Below are 25,249 nucleotides of genomic sequence, written 5' to 3'. Positions count from 1 at the left end.
GGCCCAAATTGTACGCGTGTTGGCATTCCGGCCCATTGCGAGGAGTGGTGGGCGCCGTCACTGTCGGTATATGACCGATCAGACAACGCGTGTCGACCGTGAACCACCGGCCAGTCAGGCCCGGCCTCCCGGGGCCGGCGGACGCGCCTGGCTGGCGATCGCCCTGGGGGTCGCCGCTGTCGGCTGGGGAGCCAACCAGTTCGCGCCGCTGCTGCTGATGTACCGCTCCGAGCTGGGCGTTTCCACGGCGACGGTGCAGGCCACGTACGCCCTCTACGCGATCGGGCTGATTCCCGGGCTGTTGCTGGGCGGCCCGCTGTCCGACCGGTACGGGCGCCGCCGCATGCTGGCACCCGCGCTGGGTGTCTCGGCGCTGGCCAGTGGCCTGCTGATGCTGGCGGACTCGGGGCTGGCCTGGTTGTTCGTCGGGCGGCTGGTCGCCGGTGTCGCCAGCGGGGCGGCGTTCAGCGCCGGCACCGCGTGGATCAAGGAGCTGACGGTCCACGGCTCCGGCCAGGACGCCCACGTCGGGGCCCGGCGCGCGACGATCGGCATGACCACCGGCTTCGCGGTGGGCCCGCTCGTCGCCGGGCTGCTGGCGCAGTGGGCGCCCCATCCGATCGTCACCTCCTACGTCCCGCACGTGCTGCTCGCCCTCGTCGCCCTGCCGCTGGTGCTGCGCGCCCCGGAGACCCGGCAGGCGGAGGCGGACACCGTGCTGTGGGCCCGGCCGCGCCTGTCCCGGGAGAGCGGTCGCCGCTTCCGCCTCGTGGTGGTGCCGCTGGCCCCGTGGGTCTTCGGCGCGTCGTCGATCGCGCTCGCCTATCTGCCCGGCCTGGTACGAGAGGAGCTGGGCGATGACGCGCTGCTGTTCAGCGCGGTGGTCACCGCCCTGACCATGGTCGCCGGCATCCTCGTGCAGCCGCTCGCGCGCCGGGTCAGCCGCCCCGACAAGCCGTACCTGATCGCCACCGCGCTGGGCATCGTGGTCGTCGGACTGGTGCTCGGCGCGATCGCCGCCGCGGACGCGCGCTGGTGGCTGGTCGCGGCGGCGGCGCTCGTACTGGGCGCGGGGTACGGCTGCTGCCTGGTGTACGGCCTGATGGAGGTGCAGCGCATGGCGGGCCCGGAGAACCTGGGCAGGCTGACCGCCGTCTTCCAGGCCATCGCCTACCTCGGCTTCGGCGCGCCGTACCTGCTGGCGGTCGCCGAACACGCGCTGTCCGTGAGCGCGTTGCTGGTGCTGACCGCCGTTCTCGCGGTCCTAACCCTCGCCTGGACCACCTACCGGGTGGCGCGCGAACCCGCCCGCGCCCCGGAGAGCCAGGGCAGCGCGCCGCCCGCCCCCGAGGCCGTCCGGGCCGGTGCCGATGGCTCCCGGTCCGCGCACGGGGCGCGCGGCCCGGCCGACCGGGGGCGCGGCTGACCGCCGCGACCACCCGGTCGGCTCCCGCCCACGGCGCGGCCGACCCCCGCGCGACCGGCCGGCCTGCCGAACGGGGCCATGCGACGGCGGGCCGGGCGCGTGGCCCGGCCCGCCGCTGGTCACGGGTCCCAGACGGCGGCGGTCGCTACCGGTGGTACCCGTACCTGAGCATGAGCGGCGCCACGCCGGCGTAGGCGGCCGTCCGGCCCGGCGTCGACATGGTCTCCCGCCACGGCTCGGTCGTCCTGATCTCGATCGTGCCCTGCCGGAGGCGGTCGGGATTGCCGGTGACCGTGTGGTTGGTGCCGAGCACGACGGACCGCTCGGACGCGAAGTCGATCGCCGAGGTGTCCTCGGTGCCGGCGAACCGGGCGATCTCGTCGATGGCCGGGCGCGGGGCGCGCGTGAAGTCCTCGTACCGCAGCCGCAGGTAGCGCCTGTCGCCGAGCGTGCCGCCGACGGCCTCGGACGCCACGTTGAACGCGGCCCAGTAGGACAGGGTCCGCGCCGCGCTCATCCGCTCCAGGTAGTCCTTGGGCGCCAGGTAGGACGTCACCGTGGCCCGTGGGTCGCGCACCAGGTGCAGCAGCCGGACGTCGAGGTCCGGGCGCCGGGCGAGCACGGCGGCGTCGGCCGCGTTCTTGGAACTGTCGATGACCAGCGGGGCGCCGCTGGCCTCGGCGACCCCGCGCAGGGTGTTGGCTATCGCGTCGCCCAGCTCCGCGACCTCGGGCGGTGGGTCGCGGTGGCCGCGTAGCTCCGCCAGCCGTGGCGCGGTGTGCCGGGTGCGCAGGAAGCGCTGTTGCAGGTCCCACAGCCGTCGGGCCTTCCACCCGCCGGGGTCCCGCAGCCGGCCGGACCACACCTCGCACTCCAGCAGGTCGCGCCCGCAGCCACACAGGGTGTTCGTGCCGTCCCTGAGCAGCGCGTTCTTCCACAGGAAGTACCGCTCGCCGATGTGTACCGCCCCGGGCATCTCGTTCAGGACGTTGCCGACGAAGGTGCTGCCGCACCGCATCATGCCCGTGATGTACAGGACACGCAGTTTCTCCTCCGGCACCGCGCCGCTCACCCCTCGTGGCTGTACAGCAGGAAGTGCTGCGGCACGTGCACCGCGAGCCCCAGCCTGGTGCGCGCGGTGATGACGCGGCGGTCCGGCGCCTTCGGGTCCTTGCTGAGCGTCAGCGTGGACACACCCGGGTTCAGCAGGGTCGCCCCGGCCCGGAAGTCCGCGAGCAGCGCCTTGCCGCGCGGCATCATCCTGGTGCGCGACACCGTCACGCCCGCGTTGCGGAACCGGTTTAGGAAGCCGCTCTCGGCGGCCAGCCAGTACAGCTCGGGGTGGACGACGATGCCGTCGCAGGAGCCGCCGGTCTCCTCCACCTCGCAGGCCGCGAGGGACAGTTCGCGGTGGATGTCCCCGCTGCCGGTCTGCCTGCGCAGCCCCTTCATGTTCATCAGGCCCTCGACGTGGCCGTCCTTGCTGCCGTAGAGGAGTATCTCGTTCTCCTGCGTCCACATGCGCACGAACATCCGGTAGTCGATGAAGCTGGCCAGCAACCCGGGCCTGCGGACGAAGTCCACCGGCACGTTCAGCGTCATCTCCACGTCCGTGAACCGCGCTGTCCGCAGCTCGGAGCTGAAGGTGGACTCCGGCGTGGCCTGGTACGCCGTGCCGCTGGGACCCCGGTCGGTGTGGGTGAACTCCTCCAGGTAGGCGCCGTTCCCGTCGCGGACCCGGCCCACCTTCAGCAGGTGCCGCACCATGTAGCGCGGGCGGGTCTTCAGCAGCGGGAACGAGGCGGGCAGGTACGCCTGGAACGGGACGACGACCTCGTCCTCGTCGGTCCGTGCGGCGACGGCCCGCGCGAAGTCCTCACCGGGGGTGAGGTTCTCGTTGTTCGCGTCCTCGTAGGCGATCTCGATCTCGCTGCCCAGGGGCTGGGTGGTCATCGCGTTCTCCTTCGTCATCGGGTGGATCGTGGACGACCGGGTGGTCACGGGTACGGCCGGACGCGCGCGCCGGGGGCGCGCGGGCGGTGCCGGGCGCGTGTCGGGCAGGGCGGCGGGCCGCGCGGCGCGGGGGCGGCGTGCGGGCGGGTGGGGAGCGCGGGGGCGTTCCGCGCCTCAGGCGGTGACGCGCTCAGCGAACTTGCGGTACTTGGCGCCCAGTTCCTCCGCCCACTCGCCGCTGTCCTCCAGGCGCATCGTCCGACACTCGTAGCCCAGCAGTTCCTTCATCACGGACATCTCGCGCGCGGAGAAGGTGACCGTGCCGTCGGCGTCGACGCGGTCGATGCCGTCCGCGCGCTGGCAGTCCTCGTTGATGGCCACGGCGAGGTCGAGCGGCACGTCGGCGGGCAGGTCCAGCGCGATGCCGCCGGCGTTGACGCGCACCGGGTAGCCGCCAGGCAGCCCGCCCGGCGCGGGAGCGTGCGCCGCCCGCTCGCCGCCGCCCGCCAGCGCGTGCACCACCCGCATCGCCGAGGAGGCGGTGAGCAACTGGCCGGCCTCCCCACCGAGCCTGCGCAGCCGCCCGCTGAGGTGGGCGAAGACCGCGCGGTGCGGGATGTCGTCTAGGGGTTCGCCGTTCACGGTCGCCGACAGGTGGTAGCGCCCGTTGCCCTCGTCGCCGAACCGGGGCACGTAGTGGCTGAAGTAGTGCTGGGCGATCAGGCGTACGCGCACGTCGGCCGGCGCGACCCCGGCCTCGATGGCGAAGCCGAAGGTCAGTGCCGGGATGATGTTGGCGACGTTGCCGATGCCCGCGGTGGGGGCCAGGCCCACCGTGTCCAGCACCGGGCCCACCGCGTCGGGGAACGCCGCGTTGAGCACCACCGGCGCGGTGCCGGACTCCCGGACGGCCTTCGCGAGCTGGTGGTTCAGCGTGAGGTGCATCGGCAGCCAGGGGCCGAACTGCGCCTCGTCCAGGGCCTCGAAGTGCTCCCTGGGGAGCTGGGTGATGACCCGCCAGGACTGGAGCGACGCCGTCATCACGACGATGTCCGGGCGCACCCGGGCCAGGGTCTCGGCGGTCGCGTCGACGTCTTCGAGGTCGACCCGCTCGACGCCCACCTCCCCGACGAGCCCCAGGTTCGCGGCGGTGAACCGGGCGAGGTTCGCCGTCCGGGTCAGCCTCTCCTCGTCGCGGCCGGTGATCACCACGTGCTGGGTCTCGGGCGTCTGGAGCAGCATGGTGAGCAGCCGCGACCCCAGATCACCGCACCCCACCACCATGATCAGCGGCTTCTCGCGCTGTGCGGCCTTCGGTGACATCCTTCCTCCTCTTCCTTCCGCCGGGTTCCTTCGCCGGGTTCCTTCCGCTGCTGCCGCCGCCGTGGCCGCGGCTCGTGCCTCGGGGCGCGGCCGAGCGGGCGGGCGGCCGGTCAGCCGCCGCGCACTCCGGCCGGCAGCTCGTCGATCTGGTGCCTGACGAAGTCGATGAGGCGGCAGGTGTTCCGGTGCACCTCGGTACGGGTGGCGGCGAAGGCGCCGTGGTCGGCGAACTGCTCCGGCCGCATGCCGCCCGGCTCGACGGCGCACCGGAAGTAGGGCAGTCGGTTGAGCCGGGCCAGCACGTCGGCGGGGACCGGGCGCCGGATGGCCTCCGGGTCGAACCGGGCCAGCTCGCCCTCGCGCCGCGTGACCGCCTCCACGAAGGCGGGCTTGCAGGTGTAGACGATGTCCGCGCCGGCGGTCTGTTCCAGGTGCATGCTCAGCACGCCGGGGGCCGCCGCGGGGTCCTCCACCTCCAGGCTCGACAGCAGCATCTTCACCGGGTGGTGCTCGTCGCCGAGCAACCGGGTGATCTGCTTCAACACCGCCACCTCGGCCCAGCGCACGTCCAGCGGGCCCAGCTCCACCCCGTACTCCTCGGCCTCCCTGAGCAGGTCGCCCTGGGAGCCGAAGCGGCCGATCATGTGGGTGATCACGGCGCGCCAGCGGTCGGTGCCGATCCCGGCGTGCTCCGCCACCGCGCGCCCCTCCTCCACCGCCCGCACGCATTCGAGGAACTGCGGCACGGTGTAGGTGAGCGTGTTGTTGATCGAGACGCCCCGGCTGACCAGCTCCTTGATGACCACGTAACCGGCGGGCGTGCCCGGCACCTTGACCATCACGTTGGGGTTCACCTCGGTCAGCGTCAGGGCCTCGGCGAGCATGCCGCGCCAGTCGAACATCAGGCGCGGGTCGAGCTGGGCGGAGACCCAGCCGTACCGGCCGTCGGTGTGCTGCCACAGCGGCAGCATCGCGTGCGAGGACTGGGCGACGACCCCCCGGTAGATGAGCCGGAACACCGACTCGGCGTCGAACTTCCGTTGCTGCGTCGCCTGCCGCCGCACCTCGCGCGACCACTTCCGCGGCGCGTTCAGCACGCTCTTGGCCACCAGCGAGGGGTTGGTCGTCACCCCGCGCACCAGCGAGCGCTCCGGGTCGTCCAGGGCCATGAACCGCTCGAAGTGCCGGGCCCACCGGGCCCGGAGCAGCGGGTCGGGGGCGCGATCGAGGACGGTGTCCCGCCAGGCGGGGAAGTCCAGCGGCGGGGAGTCCCACCAGATCTCGGCGGACGCGTTCGCCCGCTGGAGCTTCTCCAGGACGCTGCGGTCCGTGTCGTCGACCTCGTGGTGCGCACAGGCGGCGGGTGTGGTGCCGTAGTAGCCCTGGAGCGTGGTCACCGGCACACCTCCCTCGCGGGCGTGGCGGCGTCGGGGAGCGCCGCGTGCCAACGCCGCAGCAGTTCCGGAAGCTCCCGCATGGAGTGGAACACCGTGACGTCCTCCTCGGCGAACGCCGCGACGCCGTTCGGCGCGTAGCCGAACACCGTCATGCCGGCGCGCAGGCCGGCCCGGACACCCGGCGTGCTGTCCTCCACCACCGCGCACCGCTCCGGCGGGACACCGTGGGCCCGGGCGGCGTGCAGGAACAGCCCCGGGTCCGGCTTCCAGACCCCTATCTCGTAGGCGCTGTAAAGGTGTTCGGGGCGCACGTGGCGCAGCAGGCCGGTGCGGCCCAGGACGTGCCGGATCTTCTCCAGCGGGGCGCTGGAGGCGCAACAGAACGCCAGGTCCAGGCCGGACAGCAGCTCGTCGACCCCGTCGACGGCGAGGAGTTCGCGGTCGAACGCCGCGGCGCAGCGGCTGCGGAACTCGGGTACGAAGGCGTCGGACACGGGCCGGCCGGCCAACTCACCCAGTTCCGCCACCCATTCGGCGACCTTGCGCCCCTGGATCATCGCGAGCGCCGTATCGCCGGCGAAGGTCACACCGAGTTCGCTGGCCATGTCGCGCATGACCCGGGCGGACAGCGTCTCGCTGTCCACCAGCACTCCGTCGCAGTCGAAGACAACTAAGTGATCGGACATTCCTCATCCTGTTCGCGTCGTGGTCGGGGCGTGCCGTGGGCGGGCGCGGCGCACCGCGCCGCCGCGCGCGGCACGGCCCCGCACGGACTGGTGCTCAGGTCATGTGGGAGCGGTCCGGTGCCTCGCTTCCCCGGCCGCCGGCCCCCTGCGCGTCCGCCTCCGCCGCCTCACCGAAGGCGCGCCCGGCCATGCCCGCCGTCAGCGTCGTCCCGTCCGACGGGTCGATGAGCAGGAAGGAACCGGTGCGCCGGCAGAGGGCGTACGGGTCGACGGCGAGCGGCTCCAGGGTGCGCACCACCACCCGGCCGATGTCGTTGGCCACGAGTTCCCCCGGCTCCGGGTGTTGTGTCAGGTCCGCGAGCACGAGCCGGGACGGGATCTCCTCGACCACCGCCGCGACCGTGCGCGTGGCGTGCCGCAGCAAGACCCTCGCGCCCGGCCGCAGCGGGGCGTCGCTCAGGTGGCAGACGGTTGCCGTCAGCCGCCGGGTCGGCTCCACCGCCGCGTCCCGTGGCACGACGAGGTCGCCGCGCGCGACATCGAGGTCGTCGGCGAGGCGCAGGGACACCGACTGCGGGGCCCAGGCCACGTCCACCGCATCGCCCAGGTTGTCGATGGCCTCGATGGTGCTGGTGTGCCCCGCCGGCAGCACGGTCACCGGCTGCCCCACCCGTAGCATCCCCGACACCAACTGCCCCGCGTACCGGCGCTCGACGCGCTCGGGGCCGTGGGTGCGCAGGACGTACTGGACCGGCAGCCGGGCCACCTCCTGGCCCGGGTCGTGGGTGACGGGCACCGCCTCCAGGTGCTCCAGCACCGTCGGACCGGTGTACCAGTCCGTGCGGGACGAGCCGGTCACCACGTTGTCGCCGGTCAGCGCCGAGATCGGGATGGCGGTGACCTCGCTCAGACCGAGTGAGGCGGCGTAGTCGGTGAACTCCTTCGCGATGGCGGTGAACACCGGCTCCGCGTAGTCCACCAGGTCCATCTTGTTGACGGCGAGCACGATGTGCGGCACGCGCAGCAGGGCGGCGACGGCGGCGTGTCGGCGGGTCTGCTCGACGACGCCGTTGCGGGCGTCGACCAGGACGACGGCCAGTTCGGCGGTGGAGGCGCCGGTGACCATGTTGCGGGTGTACTGCACGTGGCCCGGGGTGTCGGCGAGGATGAAGCGGCGCCGGGGCGTGGCGAAGTAGCGGTACGCGACGTCGATGGTGATGCCCTGCTCGCGCTCGGCGCGCAGCCCGTCGGTCAGCAGCGCCAGGTCGGGGCCGTCGTGTCCGCGCTGGCCGGACGCCGCCTCGACGGCCCGCAACTGGTCGGTCAACACCGACTTTGAGTCGTACAACAACCGCCCCACCAGGGTGGACTTGCCGTCGTCGACGGAACCGGCGGTGGCGAAGCGCAGCAGCGTGGTGACCGACGCGAGCGGGCCGGTTTCCGTGACGGTCGCGGTGCCGGGCCCCGCGCCCGACTCCGGGCGGCCCTCGCGGTCGACCCCGTGCTGGGTCCCGAGTGCGATATCGCGCGTGCTCATGTCAGAAGTACCCCTCGCGCTTGCGGTCTTCCATGGCGGCCTCGGACAGCCGGTCGTCGGCCCGGGTGGCACCGCGTTCCGTCAGCCGCGAGGCCGCGACCTCCGCGATGACCTTCTCGACCGTGTCGGCGTCCGACTCCACGGCTCCGGTGCACGACATGTCGCCCACGGTGCGGTAGCGCATCAGGCGCCGCTCCACCCGCTCGCCGTCGCGCGGCCCGCCCCACTCGCCCGCCGCGAGCCACATGCCGTCGCGCGAGAAGACTTCGCGCTCGTGCGCGTAGTAGATGGCCGGCAGTTCGATGCGCCGCCGTGCGATGTACTGCCACACGTCCAGCTCGGTCCAGTTCGACAACGGGAAGACGCGGACGTGCTGGCCCGGCGTGTGCCGCCCGTTGTACATCTGCCACAGCTCGGGGCGCTGCCGGCGCGGGTCCCAGCCGCCGAACTCGTCCCGCAGCGAGAACACCCGCTCCTTGGCCCGCGCCTTCTCCTCGTCGCGCCGCCCGCCACCGAAGACCGCGTCGAAGCGGTCCTGCTCGATGGCGCGCAGCAGCGGCACCGTCTGGAGCGGGTTACGGGTCCCGTCCGGCCGCTCGCGCAGCTCGCCGCGGTCGATGAACTCCTGTACGGACGCCACGTGCAGCCGCAGCCCGTGCCGCTCCGCGACCCGGTCCCGGTACTCGATCACCTCGGGGAAGTTGTGCCCGGTGTCCACGTGCAGCAGGGCGAACGGGGGCGGTTGCGGCGCGAAGGCCCGCAGCGCCACCTGGAGCATCACCACCGAGTCCTTGCCACCGGAGAACAGCAGCACCGGTCGCTCGAACTCGCCCGCCACCTCCCGGAAGATGTGTGCCGTCTCCGACTCCAGCACGTCCAGGTGGGAGAGCGCGTACGGACTCCCGCCCAGACGCCCGTCGCCGTCGGTGTGCGTGCCGGTCACCGCGCTGGTCATGCCACCCCCTTCGTCGTGAGCAGCGCGCGCAGCGCCGCGACGGACGCGCCGACGTCCTGCCGGTGTGCCTCGATCACCAGGTCCGGTTCCTCGGGCGCTTCGTACGGGGCGTCCACGCCGGTCAACGCGGAGATCTCGCCGGCCGACCGCCGCGCGTACAGGCCCTTCACATCGCGCTGCGCGCACACCTCGACGGGGGTGGCCACGTGCACCTCCAGGAACCGCGTCCCGCTGCGGTGGTGCCGTGCCCGCACAGCGGCACGGCTGTCGGCGTACGGAGCGATGACCGGTACCAGGACCAGGACGTCGTTGCGGGCGAGGACCTCGGCCATCATCCCGACGCGCCGCACATGGGTGTGCCGGTCCTCGCGGGAGAAGCCCAACCCGGAGTACAGGCAGGCACGGACCTGGTCGCCGTCCAGCACCTCCACCCGGCGTCCGCGCCCTCTCAGGTGCGTCGCGAGCAGGGTGGCGATGGTCGTCTTGCCCGCGCTGGGCAGCCCCGTGATCCACACTGTCGCGCCGGGCCAACAGGTGCAGACCGGTCCCGACTCCATACTGATCACCTCATCGTCATGGCCTGTCGATGCGTCGACGACGCGATGTGTCGCCGTCGCGGGCGTGTTGACGTGTCGATCTGTCGATGTGTGAGCGCGCCGCCGCGTCGATGTCGTGCCGCGCCGGAACGCCGCCGCACCGCAGTGCTCGGGCCGGCTCCGGGCGCGGCGGGAGAGCTGCTGAACCCGCTGAACGCGCCGCTTCCGCCGAACGCTCGGACCTCACGTCACACGCGGGACGAGCGGAAGTACCGTCATCAAGGGAGAGGAGGAAGGGCGATCTCCCGTGCCGTCTTCACCTTTCACTCGGAGAGGCGGTGATGAGGCGCTGCCAGCCGTTCGTTCACCGGACTCTCCGGAAGATCGCGCTCCGTATTCACGCTTACACCAGGAATCGCTGGCGCGCCATTTCACGGCGGCCCGCGACACGCTCTTCGCCGTAACTCGGTGTCAGTGCGGGCGCCTTGCGGAATTCCGCACCGGCGCGCGTTCGCCTTTTAGTGACACCGGCATTTCCTTTTCCGTCGTATCACTGTCCCCCACGCTGCCCAAATCCCTACCGCACGTATCGGCCAACCGCCCGCGGCCGCAAGAATCGCGCCTCGGCCGGAGATCGACAACCGTCGCCCCGAAGCTCGCGCCGTCGACGGCGCGCTTTGCTTGAACCGGTGACGACTAGGCAAAGTGCGCCGGCGGCGCCCGCGTACGCGCCTTCGAGAACCGGCCAGATGCGCTCCGGCAGGACGGCCGAAGAAGAGCCCCTCGTGGCGGAGAACAGCCCTCGGCCGGCAGTCGGATCACTCCAGGGCGGCGGGAGATCGAGGCCGCGCGCCCGCAGTGCCCGAGCGGGTGCGTGAGGCCGGCCCGCGTCGCGTGGAGCCGACCAGGAGCCACCTCTCACGCCCACGCTCGGGCTGTCCCGGTGCCGCCACGACCAGGCGGCCAGAAAGTGCCCTTCATCCGGGCGCGGCACGGTGCCGTGACCAGAGCCCGGGGCGCCGGGGGCTGGAGGCGGCCGGAGGTGCCACCCTCCTCCTCGAAGGCGACCGGGCCCTCGAATTCCGGCCTCGGCCAGGACGATGGTCTGCCGGACGGTCGACTGCTGGTCGGTTCCGGACCCTGGCCGGTCCGGCTTCGCGGGACCAGGCTTGCGCGTGGGCGCATCGGAAGTCGAGGCGAGCCGAGGAGCGATATCCGTTGGCCGCCTGGTGCACGACTCCAGGGGAGGATTTCGTGCCCCCAGCACGGACCTACTCCTGCACGGCAATCTTGACCATGGGCTGCCGCGAGGGGACGGTTTCCGGAATCTCGCACACCGGGCCCCGAAATGCGGAGGCGAATGGCATTATCGTCCACGTTCGAGCACAGATGAAGAATATTTCGATGACACCTGAGCCTGAACCGCTATTACGTGCTGCACGAATGCCACGGTCGTAAGCGGCGAGTGCCGTTGTGCTAGGAAACCTAGGCGCCGGTGGGGCGCCCGCACCGGCATCACGGGAGGGAAAGGCGGGCGGCGCGGCCACCCGGGCGATGGTCATGCTCCACCCCCCGCCGACGGCGTGGCCAGGCCACCGGGCGCGATCACGAAGTCGCGCCCCCGGCGCCACAGCCACACGCGGCCGTCGGGGGACTGGCGTGCTCCGCTCAGGCGTCGTTCTCGTCCAGCTTCTCCACCACGCGGACGGAGATCTCGGCCAGGGCGCGGAGTTCCGCCGGCGCGAGGTGGTCCAGGAAGAGGGACCGGACGGCCTGTACGTGCAGTGGGGCCGCCGCGGCGATGGCCTCGCGTCCCGCCTCCGTGATCACCGCGTAGGCGGCCCGGCCGTCCTGCGGGGACTCCTCGCGCGCTACCAGGCCGCGCCCGATCATGCGCGTGATGTGGTGGGACATCCGGCTCTTCTCCCACTCCAGCGCCCGCGCGAGGTCCTGGTACTGCCGGCGGCCGTCTGGCACGTCCGTCAGGTTGACCAGGACCGCGTAATCCGTCGCCGAGAGACGCGACTCGGTCTGGAGCAGATGTGCCAGGCGGCCGATGAGTCGCTCATGCAACCGGACGAAGCTCCGCCACGCGTGCTGCTCCTCCGCCGTCAGCCAGTTCACCCCGTCAGTCACGAGGGTGAGTGTAGTGAACTGGTTGACGTGTCACCGGACCGGCTGGGTATACGAGCCGCCGTGACGGCGCGACCGGGGCGTCCCCGCCCCCGACGGGTCGACGGCTGGGCGGCTCTTGGACGGTCGCGTGATGGGTGGGAGCCGGGGGCGGCACTCCGTGCCGAGACCGCCCCCGGCTCCCGCGCCGTCAGGCCGTGGCCGTCTCGGCGACCGGGGTGTTCAGAAGCTGCTGCTCCCAGACCGTCGCGATCCCGGTGGCGCCCGTGTGCTCCAGGACGGCCATCTGGTCCTCGGGCGTGACGCGGTCCGTCCGGGCCCAGTCGCGCTGCCACTCGGACATCACGGCCAACCAGGTGATCGGCACGACCCCGGCCTGGGTCATGCGCCGTACCGCCATGTCGTGAGCCTCGGCCGACACGCCCCCGGACGCGTCGGTGACGGCGTACACGTGGAAGCCTTCCCCCGCCGCCTGGATGGCGGGCATGGCCACGCAGATCTCCGTCCACAGGCCGGCGATGATCAGCTTCCTGCGGCCGGTGGCCTTCACGGCGTCCACCACGACCTGGTCCTCCCAGGTGTTGATGAGGGTCCTGTTGATCGGCTTCTGGTCCGGAAAGACGTCCTGCAACGGCTGGATCAGCAGACCCCCGCGCTCCTCCACGACCGTGGTCAGGATCGTCGGGACGCCGTAGCCCTTGGCGGCCTTGGCCAGGCCCACGACGTTGTTGGTGACCATCATCGGCTCGTGGCTGTGCAGGTTCGCGAACTGGTACGGCTGGTGATCGATCAGCACCAGGACGCTCTCCTCGGGGGTCAGCAGGGCTTCGAGGCCGGCCTTCGGCGACGTGCTCATCGAGATCTCCTTAAGGAGTGCGGGCGCGCACGAACCATTTGGTTGACGCGTCATCTTTCTATATGACACGTCAACTACTTGTCCACTGGTCTCCGTTCAGGCCCGAGGGGGCCCGTCAGGCGTTGAAGACGGCCTCGGAGCGGTCGCGGTGTTCGTGCAGGTCCCAGTACAGGGGGGCGATCTGCTCGGGGGTGGCCGTCGGGCCGCCTTCCGGGCCGCCCCCGCCGATCCAGACGTTGATCGCCACGTGGGCGGCGTGCACGCCGCTGCCGGCCAGCTCCTTGTTCAGGTTGATCACCCAGTTACGCAGAGCCGCCTGGGCCGCGTTGGCGTTGCCGAACATCGGCACCGGGTCCACGGAACCGCCGCCAGTGGTGAACAGCAGGGTCCCGGCGCCCGCCGCGCGCATCGCGGGCAACACGACCCGGGCCGCCGCTACGGCGCCGTAGAAGCCGTACTCGATCATCGGTTGCAGGTTCTCCACCGTGACCTCCGACGGAGCGGCCAGGGTGAGGCCGGGCACCGGGGAGTGCGGGGCCGGCGAGTACTCCAGTACGTCGATGCCGCCGAAGCGGGCCTCGGCGGCTTCCAGGGCATCGACGAGTGAGGCGCGGTCGAGGATGTCGGCGGGGAACGCGGCGGCCGTGATGCCTTCCTGTCCGAGCTGGGCGACCAGCGTGTCCAGCTTCTCCCTGGTGCGCGCGACCAGGGCGACGTCGAAGCCGCGGCTGCCGAAGGTGCGGGCGATGGCCAGTCCCATGCCGGGACCGGCGCCGACGATGGCGAGAGTGGGCACAGTGGCTCTCCTTCGTGTAATGGCCGCCGGGGCGTGGGGAGTTCGGGCGCCCCGGCGCGTGTGGATCGGATGGATGGGTCGAGCGTGGGCGTCGTGGGCGGCGGGTGTCGCGCGGCCGTCCGGGCCGCGGGCCGCCGCGTGGTTGTCGGCGTCGGGGACGGTCGGGTGGGTCGCGTTCCGGGCGGGCGCGAGACGTCGAGCAAAGGAGTGGTGCCCCCGAAGCCTCCGGCCCTCCGGGAGGTCGTTGGTCAGGGGGGCGAGCGGTGGGCCGCCTCCACGTGACCGCTGCGCTCACATCACTCCACGGCCTGATCCGGCCGATGACCGCCCAACTGCCCTATCGGGGGCCGTAGTTCTCGGATCAGGTCTCACCCTCCATGGCCTGACCCCTGATCCCTGCTGATTGTTCGTCACGTCATGATGGGACAGCATGGAAGGCCGTACAAAAGGCACATCGGTGTGCGTGGGGGAGAGGCGGGGCGCTATGCGGGACAGCGTGGATACGGGGATGGCGGCTTCGGTCGGGCCGTGCGCGAGCATCCCCGTCGAGCACATGGACTTCGTCCGCCAGGTGCTCGACCGGGTGGGCGACAAGTGGAGCATGTTGGTCATCGCCGTCCTGGAGAGCGGCCCGATGCGCTACACGGACTTGCGGCGCCAGATCCCGGGCATCTCCCAGCGCATGCTGACCCGCACCCTTCGCCAACTCGCGGACGACGGACTGGTCAGCCGCACCGCCTACGCCGAGGTGCCACCGCGCGTGGAGTACGCGCTCGCTCCGCTCGGCGGCGAACTGCACGACATCGTCCGGCAGTTGGTCGGTTGGGTGGCCGACCACCACGACGAGATCCGTGCCAACCGCTCCCGCCTCGACGCCACCGCCCCCTCCGGGGCCCGGCCCTGAAGGGTTCACGCTTCGCGATCGCGGAAAGTGAGCGCCTCTCGGGGCGCGGACCTCAACCGGTCCGTGCCCTCGCCATGTCCCCTCGCGAGGGGGTTCCGCGCATCGCCTCACCTCGCCGAACAAGCCGTGGCGGTCGAGCAGTTCGACGACCCCGGACGTGAGATGCCCGCCGGTCGCGCGGCGGCGGAGCGGCGGCACGGTCGCGGCCGGGGATACGGCCAGCGGTGTGCCTCGCGCACATCAATGTGCCTTTTGTGAGGCTCCCGCTACTTCCCTACGGTGGGGTTACGCACCAAACGTAACCAAGCGAGGAGTGACATGCCTGTCCAGCGCCTCAACCACGCCGTGCTCTACGTCCGCGACCTCGAACGGAGCGTCACCTTCTACGCCGACCTGCTGAACTTCCGCGTCAACCACCGCCTCCACGCCGACGGCGACAGGGTGCCCGAGGCCGCGTTCCTGCAGGCCGAAGGATCGACCAACGACCACGACCTGGCCCTCATGCGGATCGCGGACCCGGCGTCCCCGCGGGGCCCGGGGCGACGGCCCGGGCTCGCGCACCTGGCGTGGGAGGTGGACACCCTGGCCGAACTCCGCCAGATCCGCGACAGATTGTCGCGGGCAGGCGAGTTGGCCCACGAGATAGACCACGGCACCACCAAGTCGCTGTACGCCAACGACCCGGACGGCCTGCAGTTCGAAGTGTGCTGGCTGGTGCCCGCCGACAGGGTCGACGAGGTGACCCGCGAGGCTTTCGCGCCGCTCGACCTGGACGCGGCCGTCGCACAGTTCGGCGCCGACCTCCCCGGCGGGATCGGTATCTCGTCCCCGACCCGTCCCGGTCCGTCGCTGAACCGGTAAACGCCGCCCCTCCCCGGCGGGCCATCACTCGCCCGGCCCGCCGGGCCCCTCGCGGGGCCTCCCCGACCCACTGGAGGCCAACCACCACGCGACCCGCCCCGGTCCCCGCAGCCACCCCCGACGGTCGACTCGTCCGCTCAGTCCAGGTCGGACATGTCGAGGACGAAGCGGTAGCGGACGTCGTGGCGTCGGAGGCGGTCGAGCGCCGTGTCCACCTGGGACGACGGGAGGACCTCGATGTCGGCGGTGATGTCGTGGTCGGCGCAGAACCGGAGCATCTCGGCCGTCGCCCGGCGGCCTCCGCTGCCCGCGGAGCTGAGCTTCTTACGGCCGATGAGCAGGTCCGTCGTCTCCACGGTGACGGGGCCCAGGTACCCGAGCAGGCTGAGGGTGCCGTCCATCGCCACCAGCCTCAGATACGGAGCGAGGTCGTGCGGGGCGGAGATGGTGTCGATGACGACGTCGAAGGAGTCGCGTGCCCTGGCCATCTGCCGGGCGTCGGTGGAGGCGACGAGGTCGTGGGCGCCCAGTTCGCGGGCGTCGTCGCGCTTGTCCTGGGTGCGGCTGATGACGGTGGTGGTGGCGCCGAGTGCCACGGCCATCTTGACCGCGAGGTGACCCAGGCCGCCGAGGCCGGCCACGGCGACGCGACTGCCGGGGCGCACGCCGAGGGAGCGCAGGGGCTCCCAGACCGTGACGCCGGCGCACATCAACGGGGCGGTCGCGGCCAGGTCGAGACCGGAGGGGAGCGGGTAGGCGAAGGCCTCGCGCACGACGTACTCGCGGGAGTAGCCGCCCAGGGTCGTTGACCCGTCGTGCCGGTCGATGCCGCCGTAGGTCAGGGTCGGGAAGGCGTGGCAGAAGTTCTCCTGCCCGGCTTCGCACATGGCGCACGCGCCGCAGGAGTCGACGATGTTGCCCACCGCGACACGGTCCCCGACCGCGAAGGCGGTCACCTCGGGGCCGATCCCGGCCACCACGCCGGTGAACTCGTGACCGGGGACCAGAGGTGTTCGCGCGTGCGGGTCGTAGGAGCGCAGGGCGTGCAGGTCGGTGTGGCACACGCCGCAGTAGTCCACGCGTACCGCGATGTCGTCCGGGCGCGGGTCGCGGCGCTCCAGTGGCGCACGCCGCAGCGTCGTCGGGCCGGCCGCCCGCCATCCGGTGGTCGTTCGCATGCGGAACTCCTCAGACAGACTGTTCGGTTTGCCAGAGCCTAGGCGCGGCGGCGGCGCAAAGTAAACCAACTGTTCTGTTTGGTAGCCTGCCGGCATGCCGGAACAGCCCCAGACCTCGCGAGGCGCCGCGACCTACCAGCGCATCCTGGACGCCGCCACCGAAGAGTTCGCCCAGCACGGCATCGCCGGGGCGCGTATCGAACGCATCGTGACGGCGGCGCGCACCAACAAGGCCCAGCTCTACGCCTACTTCGGCGACAAGGAGCGACTCTTCGACGCGATCTTCCTCAGCTCGCTGGAGCGCATCACCAACGTGGTGCCCATCGACGCCGACGATCTCGCGGACTGGGCTGTGCGCCTCTACGACGAGTACCTGCGTCGCCCCGACCTCATCCGGCTGGCGACCTGGACACGACTGGAGCGTCGGCCCGCCGGACACCTCGTCGAGACCCACCAGCACCACGACGACCGCAAGCTCACGGCCATCGCCGAGGCCCAGGCCGCCGGGCGGGTCCGCGCCGGCGACCCGTTCGACATCATGGCCATGGTCATCGCCATGTCCATGGCCTGGTCACCGGTCAGCAACGTGTACGCGGCCAGTGGCCAGGAACCCGACGACGTACACGACCGGCGCCGCGCCCTGCTCCGCGACTGCGTCCACAGCGCCATCGCCGGCGGCCGGGGCGACGCGTGACCAGGCGATGTCCTGGCTGACCGCGCCGACGGCGCCCGGAGTGTGGTGCCGCTGGCGGGCAGCCGGGCCGAGGCGTCGGCGCCGAAGCGCTGCTCGTCGCTCTGAGGCCGGGGTCGAAGAGGCTCGTGGGCTCGTGGGCCCATACGAAGAGTGGCCATTGCGCACACCGCGTCGCCTGGCGTGAGTACGGTGCCGGAGTGACTGGTAATGGGGAACAGCGCGCCATCGCTGACCGATACGTAATCGTCGCCCGCATCGGCAGCGGCGGCATGGGAACAGTGTGGCGTGCCACGGACCAACTCCTGGGCCGCACCGTGGCGATCAAAGAGATCCCCCTGCACACCACGGGAGCCGAACTCAGCCACCGGATGCGGCGCGCGATGCGCGAGGCCCGTGCCGTGGCCCGGATCTCGCACCCCCATGTGGTGGACGTCTACGACCTGGTGCAGCACGACGGGCGACTGTGGATCGTCATGGAACTGGTCAAGGGCCCGTCCCTGGCCGAGTACCTCGCCTCCAACGGCCCGTTGACGCCCGCTCAGACCGCCGCGGTCGGCCTCCAACTCGTCGCGGCGCTGGACGCGGTGCACGCCGTCGGCGCGCTGCACCGGGACGTCAAGCCGGCCAACGTGCTGCTGCGCCCCGACGGCAACGTCGTCCTCTGCGACTTCGGCATCGCGGTGCTCACCGACAGCGACACGGACTCGCTCACCGGGCCCGGCGAGGTGGTCGGCTCCCTCCCGTTTCTCGCCCCGGAGCGCCTGGTCGACCAGCCGGTGGGGCCGCCCAGCGACCTGTTCTCGCTGGGCTGCACGCTGTGTGCGCTGGTCTCCGGCCGCTCGCCCTTCGAGCGCTCGGAGGCCGCCGCCATACTGCACGCGGTGGCCCACGGCCAACCGGAGATCCCGCCGAGCGTCGGCCCGCTGCGTCCCCTCATCGAGGCCCTGCTGCGCAAGGACCCCGCCGCACGCCCCCTCACGCCCACCATCCTGGCCCACCTGCGCGCCGTAGCGGGGGACGCCCCGCAGCGGCCCGCCACCGTACGCGACGCCGTGTTCCCCAGCTTGCAACCCACGCCCGCACCCGCCCGCCGCCGGCTGCCGCGCTGGGCCATTCCCGTGATCGGCGCACTCGTGGCGGGCGCGGTCGTCGCCGCGGTCCTGGTGAGCCGCTCGCCGGACGGTTCGTCGGCCGCCGCCGGCGCGACGACCCCCTCCGGCGGGGCGGCCCGGCCCGCCGCGCCCCCGGCCGCGAACGGGCGACTGACACCGGTCGACGCCGTCATGCCCGTCCCCGGCGAGTTGGGTCACGCCGCCCCGGGCACCTACTGGCTGTTCTCCGCCAACCAGTACACCCGGGTCGACGTCGCGGCCTCCGGCGCTCCGTTCCGCAAGAGGCACACCACCTCCGCGACCTCGCTGAGCGGGTGGAGCAACACCTTCCAGCGAGCCCCCGGCTTCACGAAGAGGATCGACGCGACGCTGCGCGTCCCCGGCCAGCGGGACCAGTACTGGGTCTTCTCCGGCGACCAGTACATGCGCATCAGGGTCGGCGCGAGCCATCCGCACGCGGACACGCTGCTCGCCGGACCGCGCCCGCTCGACGACTGGGCCGAAGCCTTCGCCGGCCGGCCGGGCTTCCTGGACGGCATCGACGCCATCATGCCGACCCCGGACGTGCCGAACGAGGTCTGGGTGTTCGCGGGGAGCGAGTACGTACGCGTCCGCCTGCACGACGGCACGGAGCCCGGGGGCGTGGTGGCCCAGGGACCGTCGAAGCTCAGCGCCTGGTCCGACACCTTCGACGACTTCCCGGACTTCAAGCGGGAGATCCGCCGTGCTGCCCGTGCCGAACGAGCCGAACCAGTTCTGGGCCTTCTCCGCGCGTCGCGCCATGAGGATCGAGGTCGCTGACGGCGACTACGCCGACGCCGTACTCGAACCGCCGCGGCCACTCCAGCACTGGGACGACATCGGCGACGGCGGCGACAGCGGCGCCAGGCGGGAGTGAGCCTCCCGGTGCCGTGGCCGGCCCGGGCCCCGGAGGGCGGGCCGGCCGCGACGGGCCGTCAGCGGATCTTCTCGCCGTACACGCGCTCGACCGCCATCGTCATCAGCACCCTGCGGTCGGAGACCATCACGGACCGGTACTCCTCCCAGTTCGGGTGCTCCCCGGCCGCCCGGCGGTAGTAGTCGACCAGCGCCTCGACCTCGACGCCGTGCGGGTCGCTGCCCGGCCCGATCAGCGTCACGGTCCCCTCGGCGGTGGCCCACGCGAACCCATCGGGGCCGGTGACCTCCAGGGCCGCGCGCGGGTCACGCCGCAGATTGGCCGTCTTGGCCCGGCCCTCGGTCATCGACACGTACAGGACCTCGGCCTCCCGGTCGTAGAAGGGCATCACGGGCGAGAGCTGCGGGCGGCCGTCCGACTTGATGGTCGCGAGGACACCGAGCCGGCTTTCGGCGAGCAGCGTGCGCGGATCGTACGAGGTAGCGGTCATGTCGGAGATCAAGCCACGCGCGGGGGCCGGCTATTCCCCCGCGCGGCCAACCCGCCGCCGATGCCCCCGCGGAACCGGCCGATCGGGTGAGGAGGCCCGGGCCGCCGGGCCCGGCGCGCCGCGCGCCCACATGGATGCCCGGCCACGCCCGCGCCGTGGCCAGGTCGCGTCCCGCGCGGTGCCGGCCGCGGTCACGATCCGCGGGGGAAGCGCCGCGGGCCGCTGCCACCCGCCGACCCGTCGTCCGCGCGCCGGGAGCGCGGCGCCCGCCCCGACTCGTGCCGCAGGTAGACCGCGCCCGACCCGCCCGGACCCCAACCCGGCCCGCGCGACAGGCGCTGCCCGTCCCGGTCGGCGCGGTGCCGGAAGTCGCTGGGCGCCATCCCGTACGCGGCGCGGAAGGCGCGGCTGAAGCCCGCCGCGTCGGTGTACCCCCAGCGCGCGGCGATGGCCTGGATGGGCACCGCGCGCCACCGCGCGTCGGCCAGGTCGGCACGGCAGCGCTCCAGCCGGCGGTGCCGAATGGTCGCGGCCACGGCGCGCTGTCGCGCGCGGAAGAGGGCGTGCAGGAACCGCAGCGAGATGTGGTGGTGCGCGGCGATGGCCGCCGGGGTCAGGTGCGGATGCGGGAGGTTCTCCTCGATGAAGCGCTCGATGCGCGCCAACAGCATCCGGTGGCGCGCCTCCGGCGGAAGCTCGGCGTCGGCGTCGAGGTGGTGCGCGAAGACGGAGGCGGCCAGTTCCACCGCCGTCGCGCCGATCCGCTGCGCGGCCACGGGCGTCAGCGCCGGCCCCTGGCGCAACACGCTGCGCAGGAAGTCGGCGAGCACCGCCCCCCGTGCGTCGCGGACATGTTGCGCACCAGTAAGCGGTCCACCCGGTCGCTGGCTAACGGCAACACGCCGCGCGGCAGTTGCAGGGTCAGCACGCGGGAGTCCTCCCGCCCCGGCCCGCCGCGGTCGGGCGTACGACAGTCGTAGGGGCGCGACGTGCTGCGCAGGGCGAACTCGCCGGCGGCCAGCAGGATGTCGCGGCGCTCCTGCGCGATGCGCTGCTCGCGCTGGACCGCGAGCACGAGTTCGTACTCCTCGGGATCGCTGCTGTTGATGAGCGCGGCGGTGCGCTGCGCCCTGACCGGCGAGAAGACCAGGGACGTGAGGCGCGCGCCGCCCAGGGCCAGCGTCTCGAGGTGGGCGGAGAAGTCGTTCAGGTGCTCACTGCTGACACGAGCCGGTGACACGGTGCGATTGCTCACCTCGCACCACCAGTCGAACCGCTCTTCCCGTGGCAGATCGTCCCCGTGCTGGAAGCTGTACGTCACTCGTCCTCCGTTGATGACGTGCGCGCGTCCGCCGCCCGAGCCCGCGATCGGCCCGCGCCGATGCGCCCTTCCGTGCCGACGCCCCGGCGTTCGCCTCGGCTCGACGGGCGCTGCCCCTCCCGCGAGGGACGACGGTCCGCGCTTGACCGGCCCACCGAGTCTTGGGCATCGAACCTTTGTCCTGCAGCCCTTTTCGGGCGCGTCGGACCACACTGATGCGGGTGTGTGACACGGACGTAGTGCTGCCGTGCCCGCCACGGGCGCGGCAGCCCGTGCCGCGCGCCTCAGCCGCGCAGCCCCCCGAGCAACAGGGGCAACGCGTGTCGCGACGCGCGGTGGCCGTAGGCGCCGGAGTGCGTGCCGGGGTGGATGTGCGCCGGCCGCCGCCGGAGCTGAGGTGGAGCGGCGTGTGTCCCGTAGGCCGTCGGCCCGGTGGTACGGGTCCCAGTCCAGCCAGACCCGCCCCTGGCGCCAGCGGTCGCCGAAGATCGCGTACGGGTCCTCGACGCCGAGGAAGGCCGCACCCGAGAGCCATACCTCCGGGTGCTGGATCGGGTGCGTGGGGGAGCCGAAGGCGGCCATGGCGCGGAACAGGCCGGGGACCCGGGCAGCGAACCCCAGGGCCCCGAAGCCGCCCCGCGACTCGCCGGCCGCCGCCGGCGCGGCCCGGCGCCGTAGCGGCGCTCCACGAGCGGCACGACCTCGCGCAGGAAGTAGGTGCGGGTGCGGGGCGGGCCGCCGGCGCTGTGGTGCCACCGGTCGGTCCGCAAGCCGAACACGGGCATGGCGGGCACGACCACCAACACGTCCCGCGACTCGGGCAGGTTCCGCACGCGGAAGATGCCGGTCCATATGGTGTGGTCGCCGTGGCCGCCGGCCAGCAGGTAGAGGGTCGGCCAGCGGTCGTCCGGGCGGCGGCGGTACCAGCCACGCGGGGTGAGCAGGGCCATCGGAATCGTGCGGCCCAGGGCGGGGGAGCGCGAGGTGAGTTCGACCAGCCGCTCGTCGAGGCGCCGTTCCTCGATCACCCGGCCTGCGGCACCGGCCGCTTGCGGCGACGCTGCCGCGAACAGGGCGGCGCCGGCCATCACGGGCCGGCGCGTTGTCGCGTATGTCATGCCAGGGTCGTCGGTAGCGCCTCCCCCCGTCCCGAGGCGGGCGACCCACGATGGCCCGGCGCGCTACCGCACTCGGCGTACGCCCAGGGAGCAGGCGGAACCGGTGGCGCCGGCGCGTGACGCCGACCGGGCGGGCCCCGGCCCGGCGACCGTCGCCCCGCCCGTCCGCGCGCCCGGCGGGCGCGCCGAGGGGCGCGCCACGCCGGGCGCCGGCGCGACCTGCCACCCGCTGCCGCCCCCGCACCCCCGAACACCCACCGGCGGGCGCGTGCGCACCGGCCGCCGCGCCACCGGCGCGTACCGCCCTAGCGCCGGCCCCGCAGCCGGCGCAGAAGCTGCTGGGCCTGTGCCCGCTTGCGGGGATCGGACGCCGCGCGCTTGCCCTCCGTCACCAACTTGCGCCCCTGGGGGCTGCTCGCGAACGCCTTGATGCGACTCAGCAAGCCCGACATGGCTCCTCCATCCGTTCGTTGGCCGTACGACACGGCCTCATGGCCGACCATACGCGCCGCCGGCCACGGCCCTGACCCGCACGGCACCCGGCGACGCGCGGACCGTGTACCCGGCTCCACAGGCCGGCAATCGCGGCCCGTCGGTCCCGCTGGAAGCGCCGTCGCGGCCCGCGGCGGCGCAGCCGCCCCTTACTCGCCTGCGTGCCGCTCGGCCCGGCGGCCATACTGGACGGACAGGGGAGGCACGGCACCACACGACGGGGGCGACGGCAGCCGATGGCGGAATCGATGGCGGAGACCAGGCTGATCCAGGGCCGGTACCAGCTTCTCGACATCATCGGGCGGGGCGGCATGGGCGAAGTGTGGCGGGCCCGTGACACCTCGCTCGGCCGCCTCGTCGCCGTCAAGTGCCTCAAGCCGATAGGCCCCCAGCACGACGCGTCCTACCTGAGCGTGCTGCGCGAACGCTTCCGCCGCGAGGCGCGGGTGGCCGCCTCCCTCCAGCACCGCGGGGTGACCGTGGTGCACGACTTCGGCGAGCACGAGGGCATCCTCTACCTCGTGATGGAGCTGCTCGAAGGGCGCAACCTCAGCCAACTCCTGGACGACAGCCAGCCGCACCCGCTGCCCGTGGCCGACACGGTGGACATCGCCGAGCAGGTCAGCCACGCCCTGGCCTACACCCACCGGCAGGGCATCGTGCACCGCGACCTGAAGCCCGCCAACATCATGCGGCTGACCGACGGCACGGTAAAGATCTGCGACTTCGGCATCGCGCGCCTCGGCCACGACATCGGCTTCACCTCCCGGCTGACCGGCACCGGCATCGCCATGGGCACCCCGCACTACATGTCGCCCGAGCAGATCGCCGGCGGCCTGGTGGACCACCGCAGCGACCTGTACTCGCTCGGCTGCGTACTCTACGAACTGGCCACCGGGGCCCCGCCGTTCGACCACGACGACGCCTGGGCCGTGCTCGTCGGCCACCGCGACACCCCGCCGCAGCCGCCGCGCGTCCTCCGCCCCGAGCTGCCCACGCCGTTCGCGGACGTCGTCCTGGACCTGCTGGCCAAGGCCCCGGAGCGGCGCCCGGGAGACGCGGCCACGCTCGCCACCCGCATCGCCGCCAGCCGCGCCAGGATGGCGGCGGCCGGCCAGGTGCCCGCCGGCGCCCCCGCCGCCCGCGTCGCCGCCGGCCCGGCCACCGCCCCGGTCGCCAGCGCCCCGGCCGTCGACCCCGACCTGCCCCGGTGGGCCCGGCACATCACCACCGGCACCAAGGCCATGGGCAGCGGCACGGTCCTCGAACAGCCGCTGGACCGCACCGCGGGCCTCACCGGCGCGTGGACGGGCCCCCACGCCAACCTGCCCGAGGCCCCGCCCGTTCCCGAACCCCAGCGCCCCACCCCGCCCCCGGGCGTGCTCGACCGGCTCGCCATCCGGCACCACGCCGGGCTCAGCTTCGCCCGCCTCGGCCGCTGGGAGGACGCGGCCGAGGTGCACCGCGCGGTGGCCGCCGAGCGGGAACAGGCGCTCGGCCCCGACCACCCCGACACCCTGGCCAGCCGCTACGAGGTCGCCTTCACGCTCAGCCGGCTCGGCCAGCCGGCCGAGGCGCTGCGCGAGTACGGTCGGGTGGCCGAGGGCCGCGAGCGCGTCCTCGGCCCGGACCACCCCGAGACCCTCGCGGCCCGCCAGGAGAGCGCGTACGTGCTCAGCCAACTCGGCCGCCACCAGGAGGCGCACGAGGTGTACGGCGTCGTACTCGCCGCCCGCGAGCGCGTCATGGGCCCCGACCACCCCGACACCCTGCGCTGTCGGCACAACCTGGCCTTCAACCTCAGCCGCCTCGGCCGCCTGGACGAGTCGTACCGCATGGCGCGGGAGGTGGCCGACGCCCGGGCCAGGGTGCTGGGCGCCCTGCACCCGGACACCCTCGTCACCCGGTACGAGGTGGCCTACGCGCTCGGCCAACTCGGCCGCTCCGACGAGGCCCTGCGCGCCTACCGGGAGGTGGCCGCCGCCCGCGAGGAGGCGCTCGGCGCCGACCACCCGGACACCCTCGCGGCCCGCTACGAGGTGGGCATCAGCCTCGGCCGACTGGGCCGCAGCGAAGAGGCCCTCACGCTCTACCAGGGCCTGACCGCCGACCGGGCGCGGGTGCACGGCGCCGACGACCCGGAGACCCTGCGCGCCCGGCACGGCCTCGGCGTCAACCTCGGCCGCCTCGGGCGCTGGGAGGAGGCGCTGGACGAGGCGCGGGACGTGTGCGCCATCCGCGAGCGCGTGCTCGGCCGCGACCACCCCGACACCCTGGTCAGCCGCCGCGAGGTGGCCGTCTGCCTGGGTTGGCTCGACCGCTGGCAGGACGCGCTGACGGCCTACCACGAGGTCGCCTCCGCCCGCGCCCGCGTCCTCGGCCCTGACCACCCGGACACCCTGGCCAGCCGCAACGACGAGGCCCAGTGCCTGGAGCGGCTCGGCCGCCACGAGGAGGCAGTCGCCGTCTACCGCCAGGCAGCCGCCCTGCACCACGGCGAGCCCCCGCGCGACGACTAGCGGGGGTGCGACCGCGCGGCGCCTGTGGTGAGCTACCCCACACGTTCCGTACGCGACGAGGGGT

General features: G+C 72.9%; 23 protein-coding genes. 6 read left to right on the top strand and 17 right to left on the bottom strand.

The genetic code is table 11. The features are described 5' to 3' along the window. The first annotated feature begins 70 nt into the window (after positions 1–70). The gene (locus tag H7H31_RS02380; protein WP_187062970.1) at positions 71–1,426 is read left to right on the top strand and encodes an MFS transporter; all 1,356 of its coding nucleotides are present in this window, start codon (positions 71–73) and stop codon (positions 1,424–1,426) included. Positions 1,427–1,571: 145 nt separating this feature from the next. Here H7H31_RS02380 and H7H31_RS02375 read toward each other — a convergent pair whose 3' ends face one another. From H7H31_RS02375 to H7H31_RS02325, 11 genes are all read right to left on the bottom strand, one after another. Beyond that, complete coding sequence (locus H7H31_RS02375; protein WP_187117721.1) at positions 1,572–2,486, bottom strand: sulfotransferase; 915 nt, start codon at positions 2,484–2,486, stop codon at positions 1,572–1,574. An 8-nt stretch (positions 2,487–2,494) separates the two neighbouring features. Further along, on the bottom strand, positions 2,495–3,397 hold the full coding sequence (locus H7H31_RS02370; protein WP_232109645.1) for a family 3 encapsulin nanocompartment shell protein: 903 nt from the start codon (positions 3,395–3,397) through the stop codon (positions 2,495–2,497). 156 nt (positions 3,398–3,553) lie between these two features. Then, on the bottom strand, positions 3,554–4,702 hold the full coding sequence (locus tag H7H31_RS02365; RefSeq protein ID WP_187063200.1) for a hypothetical protein: 1,149 nt from the start codon (positions 4,700–4,702) through the stop codon (positions 3,554–3,556). 110 nt (positions 4,703–4,812) lie between these two features. After that, entirely contained in the window at positions 4,813–6,099 is a 1,287-nt protein-coding gene (locus H7H31_RS02360) for a transaldolase family protein (protein WP_187063199.1), read from the bottom strand. Further along, the gene (locus tag H7H31_RS02355; protein ID WP_187063198.1) at positions 6,096–6,785 is read right to left on the bottom strand and encodes an HAD-IA family hydrolase; all 690 of its coding nucleotides are present in this window, start codon (positions 6,783–6,785) and stop codon (positions 6,096–6,098) included. Before H7H31_RS02355 ends, H7H31_RS02360 begins: the two co-directional genes overlap by 4 nt. Before the next feature lie 94 nt (positions 6,786–6,879). Then, positions 6,880–8,322: a sulfate adenylyltransferase subunit 1 gene (locus tag H7H31_RS02350; protein WP_187063197.1), complete on the bottom strand. Its 1,443-nt coding sequence runs from the start codon at positions 8,320–8,322 to the stop codon at positions 6,880–6,882. Position 8,323: 1 nt separating this feature from the next. Then, positions 8,324–9,277 carry a sulfate adenylyltransferase subunit CysD gene (cysD, locus tag H7H31_RS02345; protein ID WP_187063196.1) on the bottom strand — a complete coding sequence of 318 codons (954 nt, stop codon included), beginning with the start codon at positions 9,275–9,277 and terminating at the stop codon, positions 8,324–8,326. Continuing rightward, positions 9,274–9,834 carry an adenylyl-sulfate kinase gene (gene cysC / locus H7H31_RS02340; RefSeq protein WP_187063195.1) on the bottom strand — a complete coding sequence of 187 codons (561 nt, stop codon included), beginning with the start codon at positions 9,832–9,834 and terminating at the stop codon, positions 9,274–9,276. Before cysC ends, cysD begins: the two co-directional genes overlap by 4 nt. Before the next feature lie 1,647 nt (positions 9,835–11,481). Further along, positions 11,482–11,949 carry a MarR family winged helix-turn-helix transcriptional regulator gene (locus tag H7H31_RS02335; protein ID WP_187063194.1) on the bottom strand — a complete coding sequence of 156 codons (468 nt, stop codon included), beginning with the start codon at positions 11,947–11,949 and terminating at the stop codon, positions 11,482–11,484. Between the two features lie 187 nt (positions 11,950–12,136). Continuing rightward, the gene (locus tag H7H31_RS02330; protein ID WP_187063193.1) at positions 12,137–12,802 is read right to left on the bottom strand and encodes a hydrolase; all 666 of its coding nucleotides are present in this window, start codon (positions 12,800–12,802) and stop codon (positions 12,137–12,139) included. 115 nt (positions 12,803–12,917) lie between these two features. Then, positions 12,918–13,598, bottom strand: coding sequence for an SDR family NAD(P)-dependent oxidoreductase (locus H7H31_RS02325; protein WP_187063192.1), 681 nt, complete (start codon positions 13,596–13,598; stop codon positions 12,918–12,920). A gap of 508 nt (positions 13,599–14,106) precedes the next feature. Between H7H31_RS02325 and H7H31_RS02320 the strand changes: the two genes are divergently transcribed. Then, positions 14,107–14,502 carry a winged helix-turn-helix transcriptional regulator gene (locus H7H31_RS02320; protein WP_232109644.1) on the top strand — a complete coding sequence of 132 codons (396 nt, stop codon included), beginning with the start codon at positions 14,107–14,109 and terminating at the stop codon, positions 14,500–14,502. A 318-nt stretch (positions 14,503–14,820) separates the two neighbouring features. Further along, complete coding sequence (locus H7H31_RS02315; RefSeq protein ID WP_187063190.1) at positions 14,821–15,363, top strand: VOC family protein; 543 nt, start codon at positions 14,821–14,823, stop codon at positions 15,361–15,363. 137 nt (positions 15,364–15,500) lie between these two features. Here the strand turns inward: H7H31_RS02315 and H7H31_RS02310 are convergent, their stop codons facing one another. Beyond that, positions 15,501–16,541 (bottom strand): NAD(P)-dependent alcohol dehydrogenase, encoded by a 1,041-nt coding sequence (locus H7H31_RS02310; RefSeq protein WP_187063189.1) that lies wholly within the window; start codon positions 16,539–16,541, stop codon positions 15,501–15,503. 94 nt (positions 16,542–16,635) lie between these two features. Here H7H31_RS02310 and H7H31_RS02305 point away from each other — a divergent pair, with 94 nt between their 5' ends. Together H7H31_RS02305 and H7H31_RS02300 are read left to right on the top strand one after the other, a co-directional pair. Continuing rightward, positions 16,636–17,235: a TetR/AcrR family transcriptional regulator gene (locus H7H31_RS02305; protein WP_187063188.1), complete on the top strand. Its 600-nt coding sequence runs from the start codon at positions 16,636–16,638 to the stop codon at positions 17,233–17,235. 197 nt (positions 17,236–17,432) lie between these two features. Continuing rightward, positions 17,433–19,148 carry a protein kinase domain-containing protein gene (locus tag H7H31_RS02300; protein WP_187063187.1) on the top strand — a complete coding sequence of 572 codons (1,716 nt, stop codon included), beginning with the start codon at positions 17,433–17,435 and terminating at the stop codon, positions 19,146–19,148. Between the two features lie 155 nt (positions 19,149–19,303). On the opposite strand, the gene H7H31_RS02295 is transcribed toward H7H31_RS02300, so the two are convergent. The 5 genes from H7H31_RS02295 to H7H31_RS02275 all read right to left on the bottom strand — a co-directional run bounded on the left by H7H31_RS02295 (position 19,304) and on the right by H7H31_RS02275 (position 22,626). Then, positions 19,304–19,735 (bottom strand): PPOX class F420-dependent oxidoreductase, encoded by a 432-nt coding sequence (locus H7H31_RS02295; protein WP_187063186.1) that lies wholly within the window; start codon positions 19,733–19,735, stop codon positions 19,304–19,306. Positions 19,736–19,926: 191 nt separating this feature from the next. After that, complete coding sequence (locus H7H31_RS02290; RefSeq protein WP_187117720.1) at positions 19,927–20,565, bottom strand: helix-turn-helix domain-containing protein; 639 nt, start codon at positions 20,563–20,565, stop codon at positions 19,927–19,929. Continuing rightward, positions 20,517–21,056, bottom strand: a complete 540-nt coding sequence (locus H7H31_RS02285) for an AraC-like ligand-binding domain-containing protein (RefSeq protein ID WP_187063184.1) — start codon at positions 21,054–21,056, stop codon at positions 20,517–20,519. Before H7H31_RS02285 ends, H7H31_RS02290 begins: the two co-directional genes overlap by 49 nt. A gap of 284 nt (positions 21,057–21,340) precedes the next feature. Then, positions 21,341–22,174 (bottom strand): hypothetical protein, encoded by an 834-nt coding sequence (locus H7H31_RS02280; protein WP_187117719.1) that lies wholly within the window; start codon positions 22,172–22,174, stop codon positions 21,341–21,343. Positions 22,175–22,479: 305 nt separating this feature from the next. After that, the gene (locus H7H31_RS02275) at positions 22,480–22,626 is read right to left on the bottom strand and encodes a hypothetical protein (protein WP_187063183.1); all 147 of its coding nucleotides are present in this window, start codon (positions 22,624–22,626) and stop codon (positions 22,480–22,482) included. Between the two features lie 288 nt (positions 22,627–22,914). On the opposite strand from H7H31_RS02275, the gene H7H31_RS02270 reads away from it, so the two are divergent. Continuing rightward, positions 22,915–25,185, top strand: coding sequence for a serine/threonine-protein kinase (locus H7H31_RS02270; protein ID WP_187117718.1), 2,271 nt, complete (start codon positions 22,915–22,917; stop codon positions 25,183–25,185). Positions 25,186–25,249: the final 64 nt, after the last annotated feature.

Origin of the sequence: Streptomyces buecherae (assembly GCF_014295035.1) — a bacterium.
GTDB lineage: Bacteria > Actinomycetota > Actinomycetes > Streptomycetales > Streptomycetaceae > Streptomyces > Streptomyces youssoufiensis.
Note: the sequence above shows the minus strand (reverse complement) of the source record. Positions and strands in the feature narration are given on the sequence as shown.